General features: G+C 33.0%; 19 protein-coding genes. 15 read left to right on the plus strand and 4 right to left on the minus strand.

Annotated elements, in window-relative coordinates; all coding sequences use genetic code 11:
- Nucleotides 1-68: 68 nt before the first annotated feature.
- Entirely contained in the window at nt 69-335 is a 267-nt protein-coding gene (locus tag HMPREF3058_RS01830; protein ID WP_002439025.1) for a DUF3055 domain-containing protein, read from the minus strand.
- 118 nt (nt 336-453) lie between these two features.
- Here HMPREF3058_RS01830 and HMPREF3058_RS01835 point away from each other — a divergent pair, with 118 nt between their 5' ends.
- From HMPREF3058_RS01835 to dltD, 8 genes are all read left to right on the plus strand, one after another.
- Nucleotides 454-888, plus strand: coding sequence for a DUF86 domain-containing protein (locus HMPREF3058_RS01835; RefSeq protein ID WP_002487573.1), 435 nt, complete (start codon nt 454-456; stop codon nt 886-888).
- A complete protein-coding gene (locus HMPREF3058_RS01840) occupies nt 888-1,667 on the plus strand; it encodes a TIGR01457 family HAD-type hydrolase (RefSeq protein WP_002446027.1) in 780 nt (259 codons plus the stop codon). The genes HMPREF3058_RS01835 and HMPREF3058_RS01840 overlap by 1 nt, the downstream gene beginning before the upstream one ends.
- A gap of 41 nt (nt 1,668-1,708) precedes the next feature.
- Entirely contained in the window at nt 1,709-2,680 is a 972-nt protein-coding gene (locus tag HMPREF3058_RS01845; protein ID WP_002487572.1) for a 2-hydroxyacid dehydrogenase, read from the plus strand.
- Between the two features lie 404 nt (nt 2,681-3,084).
- Nucleotides 3,085-3,231 (plus strand): teichoic acid D-Ala incorporation-associated protein DltX, encoded by a 147-nt coding sequence (locus tag HMPREF3058_RS01850; protein ID WP_002487569.1) that lies wholly within the window; start codon nt 3,085-3,087, stop codon nt 3,229-3,231.
- Nucleotides 3,232-3,246: 15 nt separating this feature from the next.
- Nucleotides 3,247-4,704, plus strand: coding sequence for a D-alanine--poly(phosphoribitol) ligase subunit DltA (gene dltA / locus HMPREF3058_RS01855; protein WP_070731064.1), 1,458 nt, complete (start codon nt 3,247-3,249; stop codon nt 4,702-4,704).
- Nucleotides 4,701-5,915, plus strand: coding sequence for a D-alanyl-lipoteichoic acid biosynthesis protein DltB (dltB, locus tag HMPREF3058_RS01860; RefSeq protein WP_002491131.1), 1,215 nt, complete (start codon nt 4,701-4,703; stop codon nt 5,913-5,915). The genes dltA and dltB overlap by 4 nt, the downstream gene beginning before the upstream one ends.
- Nucleotides 5,916-5,932: 17 nt before the next feature.
- The gene (gene dltC, locus HMPREF3058_RS01865; protein WP_001831996.1) at nt 5,933-6,169 is read left to right on the plus strand and encodes a D-alanine--poly(phosphoribitol) ligase subunit 2; all 237 of its coding nucleotides are present in this window, start codon (nt 5,933-5,935) and stop codon (nt 6,167-6,169) included.
- Complete coding sequence (dltD, locus tag HMPREF3058_RS01870; protein WP_002487577.1) at nt 6,166-7,404, plus strand: D-alanyl-lipoteichoic acid biosynthesis protein DltD; 1,239 nt, start codon at nt 6,166-6,168, stop codon at nt 7,402-7,404. Before dltC ends, dltD begins: the two co-directional genes overlap by 4 nt.
- Nucleotides 7,405-7,696: 292 nt before the next feature.
- Here the strand turns inward: dltD and HMPREF3058_RS01875 are convergent, their stop codons facing one another.
- Nucleotides 7,697-7,939: a NifU family protein gene (locus tag HMPREF3058_RS01875; RefSeq protein ID WP_001831958.1), complete on the minus strand. Its 243-nt coding sequence runs from the start codon at nt 7,937-7,939 to the stop codon at nt 7,697-7,699.
- A 99-nt stretch (nt 7,940-8,038) separates the two neighbouring features.
- Between HMPREF3058_RS01875 and HMPREF3058_RS01880 the strand changes: the two genes are divergently transcribed.
- Entirely contained in the window at nt 8,039-8,359 is a 321-nt protein-coding gene (locus HMPREF3058_RS01880) for a YuzD family protein (protein ID WP_002446032.1), read from the plus strand.
- Between the two features lie 192 nt (nt 8,360-8,551).
- Here the strand turns inward: HMPREF3058_RS01880 and HMPREF3058_RS01885 are convergent, their stop codons facing one another.
- Nucleotides 8,552-9,616: an NAD(P)/FAD-dependent oxidoreductase gene (locus tag HMPREF3058_RS01885; RefSeq protein ID WP_002475034.1), complete on the minus strand. Its 1,065-nt coding sequence runs from the start codon at nt 9,614-9,616 to the stop codon at nt 8,552-8,554.
- Between the two features lie 286 nt (nt 9,617-9,902).
- Here HMPREF3058_RS01885 and HMPREF3058_RS01890 point away from each other — a divergent pair, with 286 nt between their 5' ends.
- From HMPREF3058_RS01890 to HMPREF3058_RS01915, 6 genes are all read left to right on the plus strand, one after another.
- Nucleotides 9,903-10,148: a YuzB family protein gene (locus HMPREF3058_RS01890; protein ID WP_001831896.1), complete on the plus strand. Its 246-nt coding sequence runs from the start codon at nt 9,903-9,905 to the stop codon at nt 10,146-10,148.
- Nucleotides 10,149-10,177: 29 nt separating this feature from the next.
- Entirely contained in the window at nt 10,178-10,537 is a 360-nt protein-coding gene (locus HMPREF3058_RS01895; protein ID WP_002446034.1) for a HesB/IscA family protein, read from the plus strand.
- Between the two features lie 269 nt (nt 10,538-10,806).
- Nucleotides 10,807-12,015 carry an NAD(P)/FAD-dependent oxidoreductase gene (locus tag HMPREF3058_RS01900; RefSeq protein WP_002487575.1) on the plus strand — a complete coding sequence of 403 codons (1,209 nt, stop codon included), beginning with the start codon at nt 10,807-10,809 and terminating at the stop codon, nt 12,013-12,015.
- 320 nt (nt 12,016-12,335) lie between these two features.
- A complete protein-coding gene (locus tag HMPREF3058_RS01905; RefSeq protein ID WP_002486000.1) occupies nt 12,336-13,817 on the plus strand; it encodes a M17 family metallopeptidase in 1,482 nt (493 codons plus the stop codon).
- Nucleotides 13,818-14,002: 185 nt separating this feature from the next.
- Nucleotides 14,003-15,319, plus strand: coding sequence for a Na+/H+ antiporter family protein (locus HMPREF3058_RS01910; RefSeq protein WP_002485997.1), 1,317 nt, complete (start codon nt 14,003-14,005; stop codon nt 15,317-15,319).
- 22 nt (nt 15,320-15,341) lie between these two features.
- On the plus strand, nt 15,342-15,716 hold the full coding sequence (locus tag HMPREF3058_RS01915) for a hotdog fold thioesterase (RefSeq protein ID WP_001831899.1): 375 nt from the start codon (nt 15,342-15,344) through the stop codon (nt 15,714-15,716).
- 58 nt (nt 15,717-15,774) lie between these two features.
- On the opposite strand, the gene HMPREF3058_RS01920 is transcribed toward HMPREF3058_RS01915, so the two are convergent.
- A complete protein-coding gene (locus tag HMPREF3058_RS01920; RefSeq protein ID WP_002486001.1) occupies nt 15,775-16,929 on the minus strand; it encodes an NAD(P)-binding domain-containing protein in 1,155 nt (384 codons plus the stop codon).
- Between the last annotated feature and the right edge of the window lie 57 nt (nt 16,930-16,986).

The following is a 16,986-nucleotide window of genomic DNA, read 5'->3' on the forward strand; positions in this document are numbered from 1 at the left end:
TTATATAATTCCCACTAATTGGGGTCAGTCTAATCTCAATTTAAGTGGACTTTTATAACATAACGCTTCTATTGAATAACCTCATTTAAATATTCAATAATTTCATCTGCTTCTTCCTTTGATACTCCTAATATATGAGAAATGTAACCTTCTTCTTCTATATCATCTGAACCTATAATGCCAAATTGATTAGTCTGCATATTTAAAACTAAAGTTTTACCGTAGTGTCTATCTGTTTGTACAAGCATTAAGTCGTAGCGACTATGCTCACCAACAAAGCCGACGAACTGTACTTGGCTTTGTTCTTCATCATCATATAAATACATATCTATCATATCTCTGACGCTCCTTTACATTGCGAAAACTATTATATTTAAGTATAACGACAAATGATGATGACTGCAAAACTATGGTATGATTAACTTATTAGATGTATGAAGAGGTGACAAGCGAATGTATTTCGTAGATAAAGATAAACTAACTCAGAAAATCACTTACTTACAAAAGCTCACTGAAGATTACAATGATAATAAAAGGAATCCATATGCTTTTGAACGAATTGGTCAAATGTTAATTGAATCTTCTGTAGATATCGGCAATATGATTATAGATGGGTTTATTTTAAGAGATCCTGGTAATTATAAAGATGTAATAGATATTTTAGAATTGGAAAATGTAATTTCAAAAGAAACACAATCACATATCAATCAAACTATTGATGTTAGAAAACAGTTTGCACATCACTATATCGATTTAAATATGAATAAAATTGAGCCGTTATTTGATGATGCACTACCATACTATAAGCAATTTATTCAAGAAGTAGGACAATTTTTAGAAAATGAAAATGTACCAATTACCGCATTTGGAAAAGGAGAGAATAACTAGTGAAACATTATCAGGCATACTTAATCGATTTAGATGGGACAATGTATAAAGGCACAGAGGAAATTGACGGTGCCGCACAATTTATAGATTATTTAAATAATAATCATATCCCTCATCTATATGTAACTAATAATTCTACAAAGACACCTGTTCAAGTTACTGAGAAATTACGTGAGATGCATATTGATGCTAAACCAGATGAAGTTGTAACGTCAGCATTGGCAACAGCGGATTATATCTCTGAACAGCATCCTAATGCAACTGTATATATGATTGGTGGCCATGGACTTAAAACTGCACTAACTGATGCAGGGCTTTCAATAAAAAACGATGAACATGTTGATTATGTAGTTATTGGTTTAGACGAAAAGGTCACATATGAAAAATTATCAATTGCAACATTAGCTGTACGTAATGGAGCTAAATTTATATCTACCAATCCAGATGTATCCATACCTAAAGAGAGAGGTTTTTTACCTGGTAATGGTGCTATTACGAGTGTGGTCAGCGTCTCTACTGGCATTCAGCCAGAGTTTATCGGTAAACCTGAAACAATTATAATGTCTAAGTCTTTAGATATACTTGGATTAGAAAAATCAGAAGTTGCAATGGTTGGTGATTTATATGACACAGACATTATGTCAGGTATTAACGTGGGTATTGATACGATACATGTTCAAACTGGTGTGAGTACGTATGAAGATATTCAATCTAAAGAAATACCGCCTACGTATTCATTTAAAGATTTAAATGTAGCTATTGCAGAATTAGAAAAATAAAATTATCATCTATCTGTTTTGAAATTAATAGAGGTGTGCATATGAATAAAATACTCGTAACACGTCAAATTCCACAACACTACATTGAACAACTTAAAAAAATAGGGCAAGTTGTCATGTGGGAACACGATTTAACGCCCATGTCTAGAGAGTCATTTCTTGCTAACGTTGAAGATGCAACAGCATGTGTGATCACATTGAGTGAGCATATTGATGAAGAAGTATTTCTCAGGGCACCAAAACTTAAAGTGATTGCTAATATGGCTGTAGGTTTTGATAATATTGATATTTCATTAGCAAAGAAACATGGTGTAGTTGTTACCAATACACCTCACGTACTGACAGAGACAACTGCCGAACTAGGGTTTACATTGATGCTTACTGTAGCTCGTAGAATCATTGAAGCGACTTCATATATTCAAGAGGGTAAGTGGAAAAGTTGGGGACCCTACTTATTATCAGGAAAAGATGTTTACGGTGCAACTGTTGGTATTTTTGGAATGGGTGATATAGGAAAAGCGTTTGCACGTCGCTTACGAGGGTTTGATGCACGGATAATATATCACAATCGCAAACGTGACTTAAATGCTGAAAGAGAGTTAAATGCCACATATGTAACATTTAACTCTTTACTTGAACAAAGTGATTTTATTATTTGCACAGCACCTTTAACTAAGGAAACTGAGAATCAATTTGATGCTCGAGCTTTTAATAAAATGAAAAATGATGCTGTCTTCATTAATATTGGAAGAGGTGCAATTGTAGATGAGGAAGCACTTTTAGAAGCATTAAAAAATCATGAGATACAAGCATGTGGTTTAGATGTTATGCGTCAAGAACCTATTCAACCTGACCATCCAATACTGAAATTACCTAACGCTGTGGTGTTACCTCACATAGGAAGTTCATCTCAAGTCACTAGAAATCGAATGGTACAACTTTGTATAGATAATATTAAAGCAGTATTAAATAATGATGCACCACTAACTCCTGTAACCTCTTTACACTTTTAAAATTTATTCACGTTAGTCATATTCCATCAATTGAATGTGATAACGTGAATTTTTTTATTTGATAAAACTAACAATTTTGTTATATCCACTGTAATTGTCTAATCATGGCTTTAGAATTAAAATAATGTTGTTCTTAAAAAGAGAGAACCATTTCTAATTGAGTCGTTGACATATGATTTGAATATGTAAAAATTTCAATACAATTCTAATAAAGACATAAAATTTGAATTGAATTATATTTGAAACCTAGATATAATGAATTGTAAAATTAAAATATAAAATGTATATTGTATTGCTTGATGTCTATTAGTAATGATTACGGTTCATAGTACATGATTTTATATAAGAACATTGAGAAGATTTACGATTAATAATAGTTAGAGTTTGAGAGGTGCTATTTAAAAATGAAAGGAAAAGAGCCTTCTAACAAATATTTTAATAAAATGAAGCCTTACTTAATCACTTTGTTATATTTAGCTATTTTTATAGCGTTGTATTTAATTTATGGTAGTGGTGATACACAAAACAACTTCATTTATAATGAATTCTAATGAGGGAGAGTAGTTATGGCAGACTTAATTAATATTCTAAACCACTTTGTACAGGAACAACCTGAAGCAGTTGCGGTTAGACATACAAATGATGAGTTAACATATAAACAACTTGATGAAGAATCAAGTAAGTTAGCACATCTATTACAAGATAGTAAAAAGCCAATGATTTTATATGGTCACATGTCACCTTACATGATTGTTGGTATGATTGGAGCGATTAAATCCGGTTGCGGTTATGTTCCTATCGATACTTCTGTTCCAAAAGAACGTGTGAATATGATTATTGATAAAGTACAACCGGAAATCATTTTCAATACTTCATATGAGACTTTGGAACAGACAAATGCACAAGTGCTTAAGGTTAGCAATATTCAGGATTCACAATATCCAATTGTCTTTGATAGTCAAATGAAGCAAAACGATGTAGTATATACAATTTTTACATCAGGATCTACGGGAGAACCTAAAGGTGTACAAATTGAATATGCAAGTTTAAATGAATTCGCAGAATGGATGGTATCTTTAAATAAAACTGGTACTGGTAAAGAATGGTTAAATCAAGCGCCATTTTCGTTTGATTTATCAGTAATGGCAATCTATCCTTGTTTAACATCAGGTGGTACTTTAAATCTTGTTGATAAAGATATGATCAAAAAACCTAAACTATTGAACGAAATGTTAGTTCAAACACCGATGAATGTTTGGGTTTCTACGCCTTCTTTTATAGAAATGTGTTTATTATTACCTAATTTAAATGAACAACAATATAATAGCTTAAAGCAATTCTTTTTCTGTGGGGAAATTTTACCGCATAAAACAGCTAAAGTCTTAGTTGAAAGATTTCCGAATTCAATGATTTATAACACATATGGACCAACTGAAGCTACTGTTGCAGTCACAAGTATACAAATCACAGAAGAAATTTTAAATCAATATAATCCTTTACCAGTTGGTGTGGCTAGACCTGGTACAAGATTATTTGCTACTGAAGAAGGAGAACTTGTCATTGAGGGGCAAAGCGTCAGTTTAGGTTATTTAAAGAATGAAGAAAAGACAGCCGCAGTATTTAATTTTGAAGACGGTGTCAGAACATATCATACTGGGGATAAAGCTAAAATTGAAGATGGATTGTGGTTTATTCAAGGACGTATTGATTTCCAAATTAAACTAAATGGTTATCGTATGGAACTAGAGGAAATTGAAACACAATTACGCCAGTCAAAACATGTAAGAGAGGCTGTTGTTGTGCCGGTTTATAAAAATGGAAAGGTCGTACATTTAATAGGAGCAGTAGTACCTACTGAATCTGTAGAAGATAATTTAGCAATGACAACTCAAATTAAACACGAACTTAAATCACGCTTACCAGAATATATGATTCCTAGAAAGTTCGAATGGATGGAACGACTACCACTCACATTAAATGGTAAATTAGATCGTAAGAAAATTGCCGAGGTTGTAAACGGATGATACCTTATGGCACATTTACATTTTTCTTAATTGCATTTATCGTTCTTATACCTGTGATAATACTTGGATTCTTAGGTAAGCGAAGTTATATTTACAATGGTATAAGTACAGCAATCATGATTGTCATTATATTTGCATCAGATAAACATAATCTGTTAGGGCAAAAATATCTAAGTGCACAACTTTTTTGTTTTATTATTTATGTCATATGGCAGGTTGCCCTCATTATGTACTACTATCAATCACGACAAAGGAAGAATACATTTACAAAATTTGTAACAATTATGGTATTGTCTATTCTCCCTCTAGCAATTGTTAAGATATTACAGAGTTCATGGTTAGGTGGACATCAAATTCACTTCCATGAAAGTAAATTAATTGAATTTGTAGGATTTTTAGGTATCTCGTACGTCACTTTCAAAAGTGTTCAATTAATTATGGAGATTCGTGATGGTTCTATTAAAGAAATCAAAGTAGGGAAATTGATACAATTCATTTCTTTCTTCCCAACCATTTCATCTGGACCTATTGATAGATATAAACGTTATGTGAAAGATGATAAGAAAATACCTAGTGGTGCAGAGTACAGAGAGCTTGTTATCAAAGCAATTCATATGATTATGTTAGGGTTCTTATATAAATATATTATTGCGTATTTGATTCAGACATACGCTGTTAATCCTTTACAACTTAACCTACATGGGTTTACTCATATGTGGCTATATATGTACGCCTATAGCTTATATTTATTCTTTGATTTTGCAGGATACAGTTTATTCGCGATTGCAGTGAGTTATTTATATGGTATTAAGACACCGCCTAACTTTAAACAACCGTTCAAAGCCAAAAATATTAAAGATTTTTGGAATAGATGGCATATGACTTTATCTTTCTGGTTTAGAGATTGTATCTATATGAGATCTTTATTTTACATGTCACGTAAGAAGTTATTAAAAAGTCAATTTGCAATGTCAAATGTAGCGTTCTTTTTAAACTTTTTCATAATGGGAGTATGGCATGGTCTTGAAGTATATTACATTGTATATGGATTATACCACGCAGCGTTATTCATAGGTTATGGTTATTATGAGCGTTGGCGTAAAAAGCATCCACCACGTTGGCAAAATGGTTTCACTACAGCTATAAGTATCATCATTACCTTCCATTTTGTAACTTTCGGATTCTTAATTTTCTCAGGCAAATTTATTTAATAAAGGAGTAATTAATTATGGAATTTAGAGAACAAGTATTAGATTTATTAGCAGAAGTAGCTGAAAATAACATTGTGAAGGAAAACCCAGATGTAGAAATCTTTGAAGAAGGTATTATTGATTCATTTCAAACTGTAGGTTTACTTTTGGAAATTCAAAATAAATTGGATATTGAAGTGTCAATTATGGACTTTGATAGAGATGAGTGGGCAACTCCTAATAAAATTGTAGAAGCTTTAGAAGAGTTACGATGAAACTGAAACCATTCTTACCCATTATAATCAGTGGCGTCATATTTATTATATTTTTATTTTTACCTGCAAGTTGGTTTACTGGTCTTGTGACAAATAAGACGTTAGCTGATAATAGAATTTCTTTAACTGATCAAGTTTTAAAAGGCACGCTCATTCAAAATAAATTATTCGAGTCAAATAAGTATTACCCGATTTATGGTTCAAGTGAACTGGAAAAGGATGATCCTTTTAATCCAGGTATAGCGCTAAATAAGCAAAATGCTAGTAAAGAAACGTTCCTTATCGGTGCGGGAGGTTCGACAGATTTAATTAATGCAGTTGAACTTGCAGCGCAATACGACAATTTAAAAGGAAAGAAATTTACATTTATTATTTCTCCACAATGGTTTACGAATCATGGATTAACAAATCAAAACTTTGATGCTCGTATGTCACAAAGTCAAATCAATCAGATGTTTAACCAAAAAAATATGCCAGCTAATTTGAAGAAACGGTATGCACAAAGATTGTTACAGTTTCCGCATGCACATAATAAGTCATACCTTAGAGAACAAGCAAAACATCCTGATGATGTCTCTGGAAACTACATTTCTTCATTTAAAGAAAATCAATTAACTAAGATTGAAGCTATTAAATCATTATTCTCATTCACTAAGCCACCTCTAGCAGAAGTAAAACCTGCAACAAGAGAAGATGCTTCATGGGATGAGATGAAACATAAAGCTGTCGATATCGGCAAAGCAAATACTCAATCTAATAAATATGATATAAGAGATCCATATTGGAAATTGATAAAACAAAACAAGCGTAAAATCAAAAGGGATTATGAGTTCAACATTAACTCACCTGAGTTCCAAGATTTAAAACTATTAGTGCAAACGCTACATGCTGCTGGAGCTGATGTACAATATGTTAGTATACCTTCAAATGGAAGATGGTATGATCATATAGGTATCAAAAAAGATAGACGTGAAGCTGTATATAAAAAGATTCATTCAACAGTAGTTGATAATGGTGGAAAAATTTATGATTTGACAAACAAGGACTATGAAAAGTACGTAATTAGTGATGCTGTTCATATTGGATGGAAAGGTTGGGTTTACGTCGACCAGCAAATCGCAAGACATATGGATGGTCATGCACCTAAAAATCATGAAGTCGATTATTCTAAAAATAAACCACCACACAAACATCACAAAGGTCGTCAAGATGATCAACATCAAGGCAACAAATAATATTATTAACCGAAATAAAATTAGGTGAACTAGGTACAGAATTCGTTGTTCATCCCGTGTAACGAGATTTGTAAGGGAAACACCTCGATGTAAAGTACTATTCATTTCTATCTTTGATAGCCAGTATATAAAATGCTTAGGAACAATATTTTGTATCCTAAGCATTTTATTGTTTATATAGCATCATAGGGTTAATATTAGTGCGCTATGATTTCATTTATTAATTTCTATCAAATTAAAAAAACCTAGGACGTCACTATGAGCCCTAGGTTTATAAATATATAGGGATATATTAGAATACTTGTTCTACTTCTATTACACCTGGAACTTCTTCATGAAGCGCACGCTCGATGCCAGCTTTTAAGGTTATTGTAGAACTAGGACATGTTCCGCAAGCGCCATGTAATTGTAGTTTAACTATACCATCTTCAACATCTACAAGCGTACAATCGCCACCATCTCGTAGTAAAAATGGACGCAAACGTTCTATAACTTCTGCTACTTGATCAAACATTGTTGGATTCTCAGTAGGCATGTGACATGTCTCCTTTCAGAGCAATTATTTCATAATCATTATTATTACATTATAATAGATAAAGTAGTAAAAATCTATAAAACAAGATAGGGGATTTTAATGACTAAAATTAGTGTTGTCGTATATGGAGCAGAAGTCGTTTGTGCGAGTTGTGTAAATGCACCTACTTCTATAGATACTTATCAATGGCTTCAAGCATTACTTTTAAGAAAGTTTCCTCAACATCATTTTGAATTTACATATATTGACATACGAAATGATACTGAAAATTTAACTGATCATGATATGCAATTTATAGAAAGAATTAATGAAGATGAGTTGTTTTACCCATTAGTTACGATGAATGATGAATATGTAGCAGATGGTTACATACAATATAAACAAATAACCCGTTTTATTGAATCATATTTTACCACGTAAGATTAAAAGAAGGGGGACAATATTCATACTAACCATGTGCCTCAATTGACATTGTCTGTGTTATTTTCTGGTGAAATTCTTCATTTTCGGGCTACATCTTTTATTGAGAAGAATAACTTTTCAATTCTGTCATTGTTTGTGATTAATAATAAAGAACCTAGGAAAATGTAAGTGTCCTAGGTTCTTTATTTATTAACCATTATGATATTTATAGCGCCACAGAACACCTGATTTTAAAATAGAAGCCAGTCGTCCGGTAACTGTTCGATCCATGATATAAGCAAAACCTTGTTTGTCACCTAAAGAGCCTAAAAAGCCTTGTACTTTAATTTCAGGCATTTTATCTGGAAGTGGTTCGTTATTCCATTGCTTCTTCAACACCTCAGCAATCTGTTCACCCTGTAGTTCTGCTAGTTGAGCGCTGGGTGCATGTGGTAAATTAGCACAGTCACCTACGACATAGACATTTCTATAGGTTGGGACTTGATGGTACTGATTAATAATCACGCGTCCAGTAGTACTCATATCGATAGGAAGATTACGCACAATTTCAACAGGTTGTATGCCTGCTGTCCAAACGACTAAATCAATATTCTCTGGTTTACCATTATTATAAATTTTTCCAGGTTCAACTTTGTCGATGACTGAATTGGGTACTACAGTAACATTGTGTTTAGAAAACCAATTGGATATGTATTTACTTAGTTTCTCAGGAAAATTCCTTAAAATTCGAGGCCCTCTATCATATAATAAAATTTCCAAGTCTGATCGACTTTCACGTAGTTCGCTCGCTAATTCAATGCCACTTAAACCTGCCCCAACGATACCTACACGCGCCCCTTTAGGTAATTCGCTAATTCTATGGTACGTATCACGCGATTTAGATAATGTTTGAATGCTATGAGTATATGCTTCAGCACCAGGGACATTATGATATTTATCCTCACACCCTAGACCAATGATAAGTTCGTCATAATCTATTTTTGAATTTCCAACTGTTATCATTTGTTCGTCCAAATCTATATCATTGATTTCCCCATAAACCGTATTAATTTTACTGCTATCTGGAAATTGGATTCGCACCTCTTTGTCAGATTTAGTTCCTGCTGCAAGTGCATAAAATTCTGGTTTTAAACCGTGGAATGGCATGCGGTCGATTAAAGTTAAGTGATATCCCTCAGGAATTGAATGAGGTAAAATGCGCGACATAATTCGCATATTACCATAGCCCCCGCCTAGTAATACTAAGTTTTTCATTGATTTATACCCCTTTGTTAAAATTGTTTTATTGAAACCCTTTTCAAAAATTACTAGAATACTCTAAATGAAGATGATTCCTAGTCCCTGATAGTTATAATAAAATACTTGTATGCATGACTATTATATCTATTTTTCAAAATGACTACAAACAAATGTAGAATGCAATTTAATTATTATAAAATTTAAAAAGATAAACAAAATTAAAATCGTCATACCGACTGATAGTCAGGACATTGAATACTTTGTTATAATGTTTAAACTAATAAAGATAAGAAGGTGACTTATGTTTCCATTAGTGGAGTTCTGTATTTCAAATATGGCCAAAGGCAGTGATGTTGTATTTGAAAAATTAGAAAATGATCCTAATATAGATGTCCTTGAATACGGTTGTCTACAAAATTGTGGTCTATGCGCAAGTAGCTTGTATGCCCTTGTAGATGGTGATATTGTTGAAGGTAACACACCAGACGATTTATTAAAAAACATATATCAACATATCGAAGATAATGATATAACGAATTTGCTATAGAGATTAAAAAATTATGGGAGGTTTTTTATATGCCAACAGTCATTTTAACTGAAGCGGCAGCATTTGAAGTTAAAGACATGTTAAAAAATAACGACATGTCTGATGGTTATTTAAAAATTAAAGTAAATGGTGGAGGATGCACAGGATTAACCTATGGTATGTCAGCCGAAGCAGAACCTGGTGAAAATGATGAAATTCTCGAATATTATGGTTTGAAAGTTCTAGTAGACCAAAATGATGCTCCAGTATTAAATGGAACAACAATTGATTTTAAACAGTCACTTATGGGTGGAGGATTTCAAATAGACAATCCTAATGCTATTGCCTCATGTGGTTGTGGAAGTTCATTTAAAACAGCTAAAGTCGCTGGAAATCCAGAGCAATGTTAACTTCATATTGCCATCCGAAATTAAATTAAACTTTTCACAAACTATCCCTATTGTAGCTTGAAAATATAGGGTAAAAGCTATAAAATTAAAACTAGATTAAAAGTGTCTTTTATGTGAACAACTGAAGAGCAAAACCCAAAAAAGACTTGAAAATTTTAAATGTTGACTAAGACTATAAAGAAAGAGACAATTTGGCTTGTCATATGTTTATAGCCTTTATCTACATTGTTGGTTGGTTAAAATATTATGAAAGCTTAGGTGAATTAGAGATGGCTCAAGATCGTAAGAAAGTGCTCGTATTAGGTGCAGGTTATGCTGGTTTACAAACTGTAACTAAATTGCAAAAGGAACTTTCTGCTGATGCAGCGGAAATTACTTTAATTAATAAGAATGAATATCATTATGAATCAACTTGGTTGCATGAAGCTTCTGCCGGTACGATTAATTATGAAGATTTATTGTATCCTGTTGAGAAAACTGTCAACAAAGATAAAGTGAATTTTGTTGTTGCTGAGGTAACAAAAATTGATCGTAATGCTAAACGCGTAGAAACTGATAAGGGTGTTTATGACTTTGATATCTTAGTTGTTGCACTAGGTTTTGTTAGCGAAACATTTGGCATTGATGGTATGAAAGAACATGCTTTCCAAATTGAGAACGTTTTAACTTCTCGTAAGTTGTCTCGTCACATTGAAGATAAGTTCGCAAATTATGCTGCTTCTAAAGAAAAAGATGATAAAGATTTATCTATTTTAGTTGGGGGAGCTGGATTTACAGGTATTGAATTTCTAGGTGAATTAACTGATAGAATTCCTGAATTATGCAGTAAATATGGTGTTGATCAAAGTAAAGTGAAGTTAACATGTGTTGAAGCAGCACCTAAAATGTTACCGATGTTCTCAGACGACTTAGTTAGTTATGCAGTAAAATATTTAGAAGACCGTGGAGTAGAATTCAAAATTGCAACACCTATTGTCGCTTGTAATGAAAAAGGTTTCGTTGTTGAAGTCAATGGAGAAAAACAACAGTTAGAAGCTGGAACTTCTGTATGGACTGCTGGAGTGCGTGGAAGTCATTTAATGGAAGAATCATTTGAAGGTGTTAAACGTGGACGCATTATCAATAAACAAGATTTAACAATTGAAGGTCATAATGACATCTTCGTTATAGGAGATTGTTCAGCGTTTATTCCAGCTGGTGAAGAGCGTCCATTACCAACAACAGCTCAAATTGCTATGCAACAAGGTGAGCATACTGCTAGCAACATTAAACGTTTATTAAATGGTGAATCAACACAAGATTTCCAATATGTTAACCGTGGAACTGTATGTTCATTAGGTGCTAATGATGGTGTTGGAATTGTATATGGTAGAGATATCGCTGGTAAAAAAGCAGCATTCTTGAAGAAAGTTATTGATACTCGTGCGATTTACAAACTTGGTGGCATAGGATTAGCCTTTAAAAAAGGGAAATTTTAATCAAGTAATAGACATTAAAAATACAATAAAAAGGTACGAGACATAATTTATTGTCTCCCTTAGCAAAGATGACTAGAGTTAAAATATGTAAACAACTCAAATTAATTTTGTCATCGATTGTTTATATTTTAATTATACCTGGGACAAAATGATTGTCTCAGGTTATTTTTTATCAAAAAAATATGATGAAGAAGAATTTCACACTTAATTAAACAAAAATGCTTTTTATTTAGAGTTAGAGTAAAAAGTGGTTTTGTTTAATATTGTGGTGTTCATAACTTATAATTATTGTTATACATAATGAGGAACGGAGGATCTATATGCAATTTTTTATTAATCAAGATACGCCAACATCAATTGAAACGATTGTGGTGGGTGTGCCAGATCACCTCAACCAATTAGGTGAGATAAAATATCATAAGACGTTAATTAAAGAGCGATTAGAAACATTAAAACAATATCATGTCATCAATAGCTCAATCGGCAAAATATCATCAACGCTTATTTATATTGATGAAAAGCCCAAAAGATTATTAACTGTAGGACTAGGAAACTTAAAAATTTTATCATATCAACGTTTATTAAAAGTTTGGGGTCAGTTGTTTCAATATTTAAAAGACGTTCATGTAACGGATTGTGAATTATTGTTAGATACTTTCAAATCTAAATATGGTAACATTATTGAAATTTGTCAAACTTTAGGTTTACAAAGTGCACAATCTATCTTTGAATTTGACCATTATAAATCGGATAAAAAGCCTCCATATCAAGGTAGAGTCTATATACAAACGACAGAGCATAATATAGAAACGAAGATTAACGAAGGCCAACAATTGGGTGAATCTATAAACTATGCTCGTGAACTAAGTCAAATGCCTCCGAATATTTTAACACCCCAATATTTTGCCGAAGAAATAAAAAAGCATTTCGAAGGGAGTTCCGTTAGTGTAGATATCAAAGATCACCGAAAAATTATAGATGAAGGATTTGGATTAATACATGCAGTAGGTAAAGGTTCTAATCATGGTCCGAGATTAATTACGGTATCATACTATGGTGCAGAAGCTGATGAACCACCTATTTCATTAGTGGGTAAGGGCATTACATATGATTCCGGTGGATATAGTATTAAGTCTAAGATAGGTATGCAAACTATGAAATATGATATGTGCGGTGCGGCCAATGTTATTGGTATGGTTGATGCGATCTCTAAGCAAAAGCTACCTGTAAATATTGTAGGAGTGATCGCTTCAGCTGAAAATATGATTGGTGAATCTTCGATGAAACCAGATGATGTATTTACTGCGCTTAATGGTGAAACGGTAGAAATGTTGAATAGTGATGCTGAAGGTAGAATGGTTTTAGGTGACGCAGTATTCTATGCAACACAATTTAAACCACAACTAATTCTTGATTTTGCTACATTAACGGGTGCAGCGATTGTAGCTTTAGGTGATGACAAGGCGGCTGCTTTCCAATCTCATGCTGAAAATGAACTTAAAAACTTATTAACAGTTGCACGTCATGTAGACGAAAAAGTATTCGAATTACCTATTACAGAGACTGAAAGACATTTAATTAAACAATCAGATGTAGCAGATTTAGTCAATCATACGAACGGTCAAGGAAAAGCATTGTTTGCAGCAGCATTTATTTCGCATTTTAGTGGTGACATCCCACACATTCACTTTGATATCGCGGGCCCTGCAACAATTAAAAGTGCTACATATAAAGGTCCAAAGGGTCCGACAGGTTACATGATACCTACAGTTGTAGAGTGGTTACAACAAAAATATAAATAAAGTTATATAGACTCAACTTATTACATTTTTAGGTGTTATATTTCAGTTATTGAAAATAATCAACTAAATATAACTAAATGTATATAATCGTTGAGTCTTTTTTAACATTGACATTAAATATATGTCTTGCTAGTATGTATTTTATAAATACTTTAGTTCGATAGAGTGATAAAGGGTGAGGCGGAATGATAAATGCTGTTGTAATCGCAGTCATATTAATGATCATACTCTGTTTATGTCGATTAAATGTGGTCATTAGCTTATTTATTAGTGCACTTGTCGGTGGATTAATATCAGGTATGAATTTAGAAAAAGTAATTAATGTTTTTGGAAAAAATATAGTAGATGGCGCAGAAGTCGCATTAAGTTATGCGTTACTCGGTGGTTTTGCTGCTTTGATTTCATATAGTGGTATAACTGATTATCTTGTTGGTAAAATTATTGCAAGTATTCATGCTGAAAATAGTAGACTTTCCCGAGTTAAGGTTAAAATAATTATTATCATTGCATTGTTAGCAATGAGTATCATGAGTCAAAACTTAATTCCTGTACATATTGCCTTTATTCCAATTGTAATACCTCCGCTTGTGAGTTTGTTTAACGATTTAAGAATTGATCGCAGACTTATTGCTTTAGTAATAGGATTTGGTTTGTGTTTTCCTTACGTGCTATTACCTTATGGTTTCGGTCAAATTTTCCATCAAATCATTCAAAGTGGTTTTCAAAAAGCAAACCATCCAATTGAGATGAACATGATATGGAAGGCGATGTTAATACCTTCAATGGGATATGTTGTGGGTCTCATACTTGGATTTATTGTTTATAGAAAGCCACGCGTTTATGAACAACGTAATGTAAATGATCGAGAAACAATTTCGGAACTCAAACCTTATGTGCTAATTGTTACTGTCATTGCCATACTAGCTACGTTTTTAGTACAGACATTTACAGATTCTATGATTTTTGGTGCGTTAGCTGGGGTACTTGTTTTCTTTGTTTCAAGAGCTTATCGTTGGTATGAACTCGATGAACAATTTGTAGATGGAGTCAAATTAATGGCTTATATTGGTGTAGTGATACTAACAGCTAACGGGTTTGCTGGCGTGATGAATGCAACAGGTGATATAGATAGCTTAGTCAAGAGTTTAACAGGATTAACTGGAGATCATAAATTGATTAGTATTATCGTCATGTACCTCATTGGACTTATTGTAACATTAGGTATTGGTTCCTCTTTTGCAACAATACCTATTATTGCTTCATTATTTATACCTTTTGGAGCATCAATTGGTTTAGACACAATGGCTCTTATTGCTTTAATTGGTACAGCAAGTGCTTTAGGTGATTCAGGTTCTCCAGCAAGTGATTCTACACTTGGACCGACAGCCGGTTTGAATATGGATGGACAACATGATCATATTCGTGATACATGTATCCCGAATTTCTTATTTTATAATGTTCCCCTTATGGTTTTTGGTACGATAGCAGCTATGGTACTATAACTACTGAAATGAGGTGTGAACTATGACCAATCTTTTAGAAACATTTGAAATGAAGATTGAACAAAAAGAAGATGGTAAAGTAGTAGTGTCTATGCCTGTGACAGATAAAGTAAAGCAACCCTTTGGCTATTTACATGGTGGTGCGAGTTTAGCTTTAGGTGAAACAGCATGTTCGATAGGTGCTGCTCATTTGATTGATACGCAGCAATTCATTCCACTAGGTTTAGAAATGAATGCAAATCATATTCGCTCAACTCGACAAGGACATGTGAGAGCGTTTGCTTCTTTAATACATCAAGGAAAAACAACACAAGTTTGGAATATTGATATCAAAGATGACCATGACCAATTAATCAGTGTCATGCGTGGTACGATTGCTATTAAACCTATTCAATAATGTAACAGAACACCCCGATTAAATTGTGAATTCTACACAATCTAATCGAGGTGTTTGTTTATGAGATTTTCTTATTTAAACGTTTATATGCTTTACTTATGCGTTCAGCGCTTTCTTTACCGCCCATTATATTTCTTGCAAAAGGACCTAGTTCTAAATCTGCAAGTCCACCAGCTACGAATAATTGATTTAACCATTCTAGTTCGTTTGACAAAGAAGGATAACCTGAATGATTGAGTGGTGCTTGTTCGTTTTGAATAAGGTTTTTAATGAGTGGTTGTGTTAATAATTGATTATAAAATCCGGTAGCTAACAAAATATGCTTATATTCAAAATATTTTCCAGCAGCGATAATATAGGATTCTGTTACATCATCAATTTGACTCATATGTATGACGAGTCGACCACTTTGCACATATTTCTTTAACCTTAAAAATAATTCCATAGGCATTGAACCGCTATGACGCTCGTCTTCAATTAACTTCATTCTTGCATCTGAAGAGGATATAGATGCAAGATGGTTCAATTTCTTTGGTCCTAACCAACCAGGATCAGCATCAAAATCGTGTATCTCAATATCTTTATTCATCCATAAATGAACAAGTTGGTGATTGTGTTCATTTAATAATTTTAAAGTGAGGTGGGCAGCAGATATACCTGAACCAACAACATGTTGAGTATCTTTATCTAAAGAGGCATGATAATTATCAGCAAATATGTGTTTTACATTCGCTTTATTTCTGAAAATTTCAGGTATGAATGGCGTTTGCGTATAGCCATTTGCTATCACAACACAATCGGTAACCATTTTATCGCCAGTTGATAGTTTTATACACCATTTACCTCTTGATTTATTAATAGCTTCGACTTTACCTTGTATATGACAATCATTAAGTTTAAATTGATGTATCAAATCATGAACATGATGCATAAACATATCTCTTTGAGGACGTTTATACGGGCCGTAATAAGCTGAAGTATACTGATGATATCTAGCATATTGTTTGAGATGAAACGGTTTAGGATGAATATGATGAACGAAAGGCGATCTTAAGTATGGCATACTAATACGTTGTGTATAAATATTAAATCGCTCACATAATGAGGAGTAAGGATCTATGATAGTAAGCTCCTCATTTTTTAGTCCTTCATTTTTTAATTTAAGTGCAATGGTGGTTCCTTGTAAGCCACCACCAATAATTGTCCAATGCATTGAATCGCCCCTCTACTTTCAAAACGTAATTATTACGATTTAAATCATACCACAACT

Source organism: Staphylococcus sp. HMSC068G11 (assembly GCF_001815825.1).
GTDB lineage: Bacteria > Bacillota > Bacilli > Staphylococcales > Staphylococcaceae > Staphylococcus > Staphylococcus epidermidis.

Coding starts and splice junctions, on each gene's coding strand:
- HMPREF3058_RS01905 (WP_002486000.1), top strand. CDS start 12,336: ATGCAATTTTTTATTAATCAAGATACGCCAACATCAATTGAAACGATT.
- HMPREF3058_RS01845 (WP_002487572.1), top strand. CDS start 1,709: ATGAATAAAATACTCGTAACACGTCAAATTCCACAACACTACATTGAA.
- HMPREF3058_RS01880 (WP_002446032.1), top strand. CDS start 8,039: ATGACTAAAATTAGTGTTGTCGTATATGGAGCAGAAGTCGTTTGTGCG.
- HMPREF3058_RS01920 (WP_002486001.1), bottom strand. CDS start 16,929: ATGCATTGGACAATTATTGGTGGTGGCTTACAAGGAACCACCATTGCA.
- HMPREF3058_RS01890 (WP_001831896.1), top strand. CDS start 9,903: ATGTTTCCATTAGTGGAGTTCTGTATTTCAAATATGGCCAAAGGCAGT.
- dltA (WP_070731064.1), top strand. CDS start 3,247: ATGGCAGACTTAATTAATATTCTAAACCACTTTGTACAGGAACAACCT.
- HMPREF3058_RS01875 (WP_001831958.1), bottom strand. CDS start 7,939: ATGCCTACTGAGAATCCAACAATGTTTGATCAAGTAGCAGAAGTTATA.
- HMPREF3058_RS01850 (WP_002487569.1), top strand. CDS start 3,085: ATGAAAGGAAAAGAGCCTTCTAACAAATATTTTAATAAAATGAAGCCT.
- HMPREF3058_RS01835 (WP_002487573.1), top strand. CDS start 454: ATGTATTTCGTAGATAAAGATAAACTAACTCAGAAAATCACTTACTTA.
- HMPREF3058_RS01910 (WP_002485997.1), top strand. CDS start 14,003: ATGATAAATGCTGTTGTAATCGCAGTCATATTAATGATCATACTCTGT.
- HMPREF3058_RS01830 (WP_002439025.1), bottom strand. CDS start 335: ATGATAGATATGTATTTATATGATGATGAAGAACAAAGCCAAGTACAG.
- HMPREF3058_RS01915 (WP_001831899.1), top strand. CDS start 15,342: ATGACCAATCTTTTAGAAACATTTGAAATGAAGATTGAACAAAAAGAA.
- dltB (WP_002491131.1), top strand. CDS start 4,701: ATGATACCTTATGGCACATTTACATTTTTCTTAATTGCATTTATCGTT.
- dltD (WP_002487577.1), top strand. CDS start 6,166: ATGAAACTGAAACCATTCTTACCCATTATAATCAGTGGCGTCATATTT.
- HMPREF3058_RS01900 (WP_002487575.1), top strand. CDS start 10,807: ATGGCTCAAGATCGTAAGAAAGTGCTCGTATTAGGTGCAGGTTATGCT.
- dltC (WP_001831996.1), top strand. CDS start 5,933: ATGGAATTTAGAGAACAAGTATTAGATTTATTAGCAGAAGTAGCTGAA.
- HMPREF3058_RS01885 (WP_002475034.1), bottom strand. CDS start 9,616: ATGAAAAACTTAGTATTACTAGGCGGGGGCTATGGTAATATGCGAATT.
- HMPREF3058_RS01895 (WP_002446034.1), top strand. CDS start 10,178: ATGCCAACAGTCATTTTAACTGAAGCGGCAGCATTTGAAGTTAAAGAC.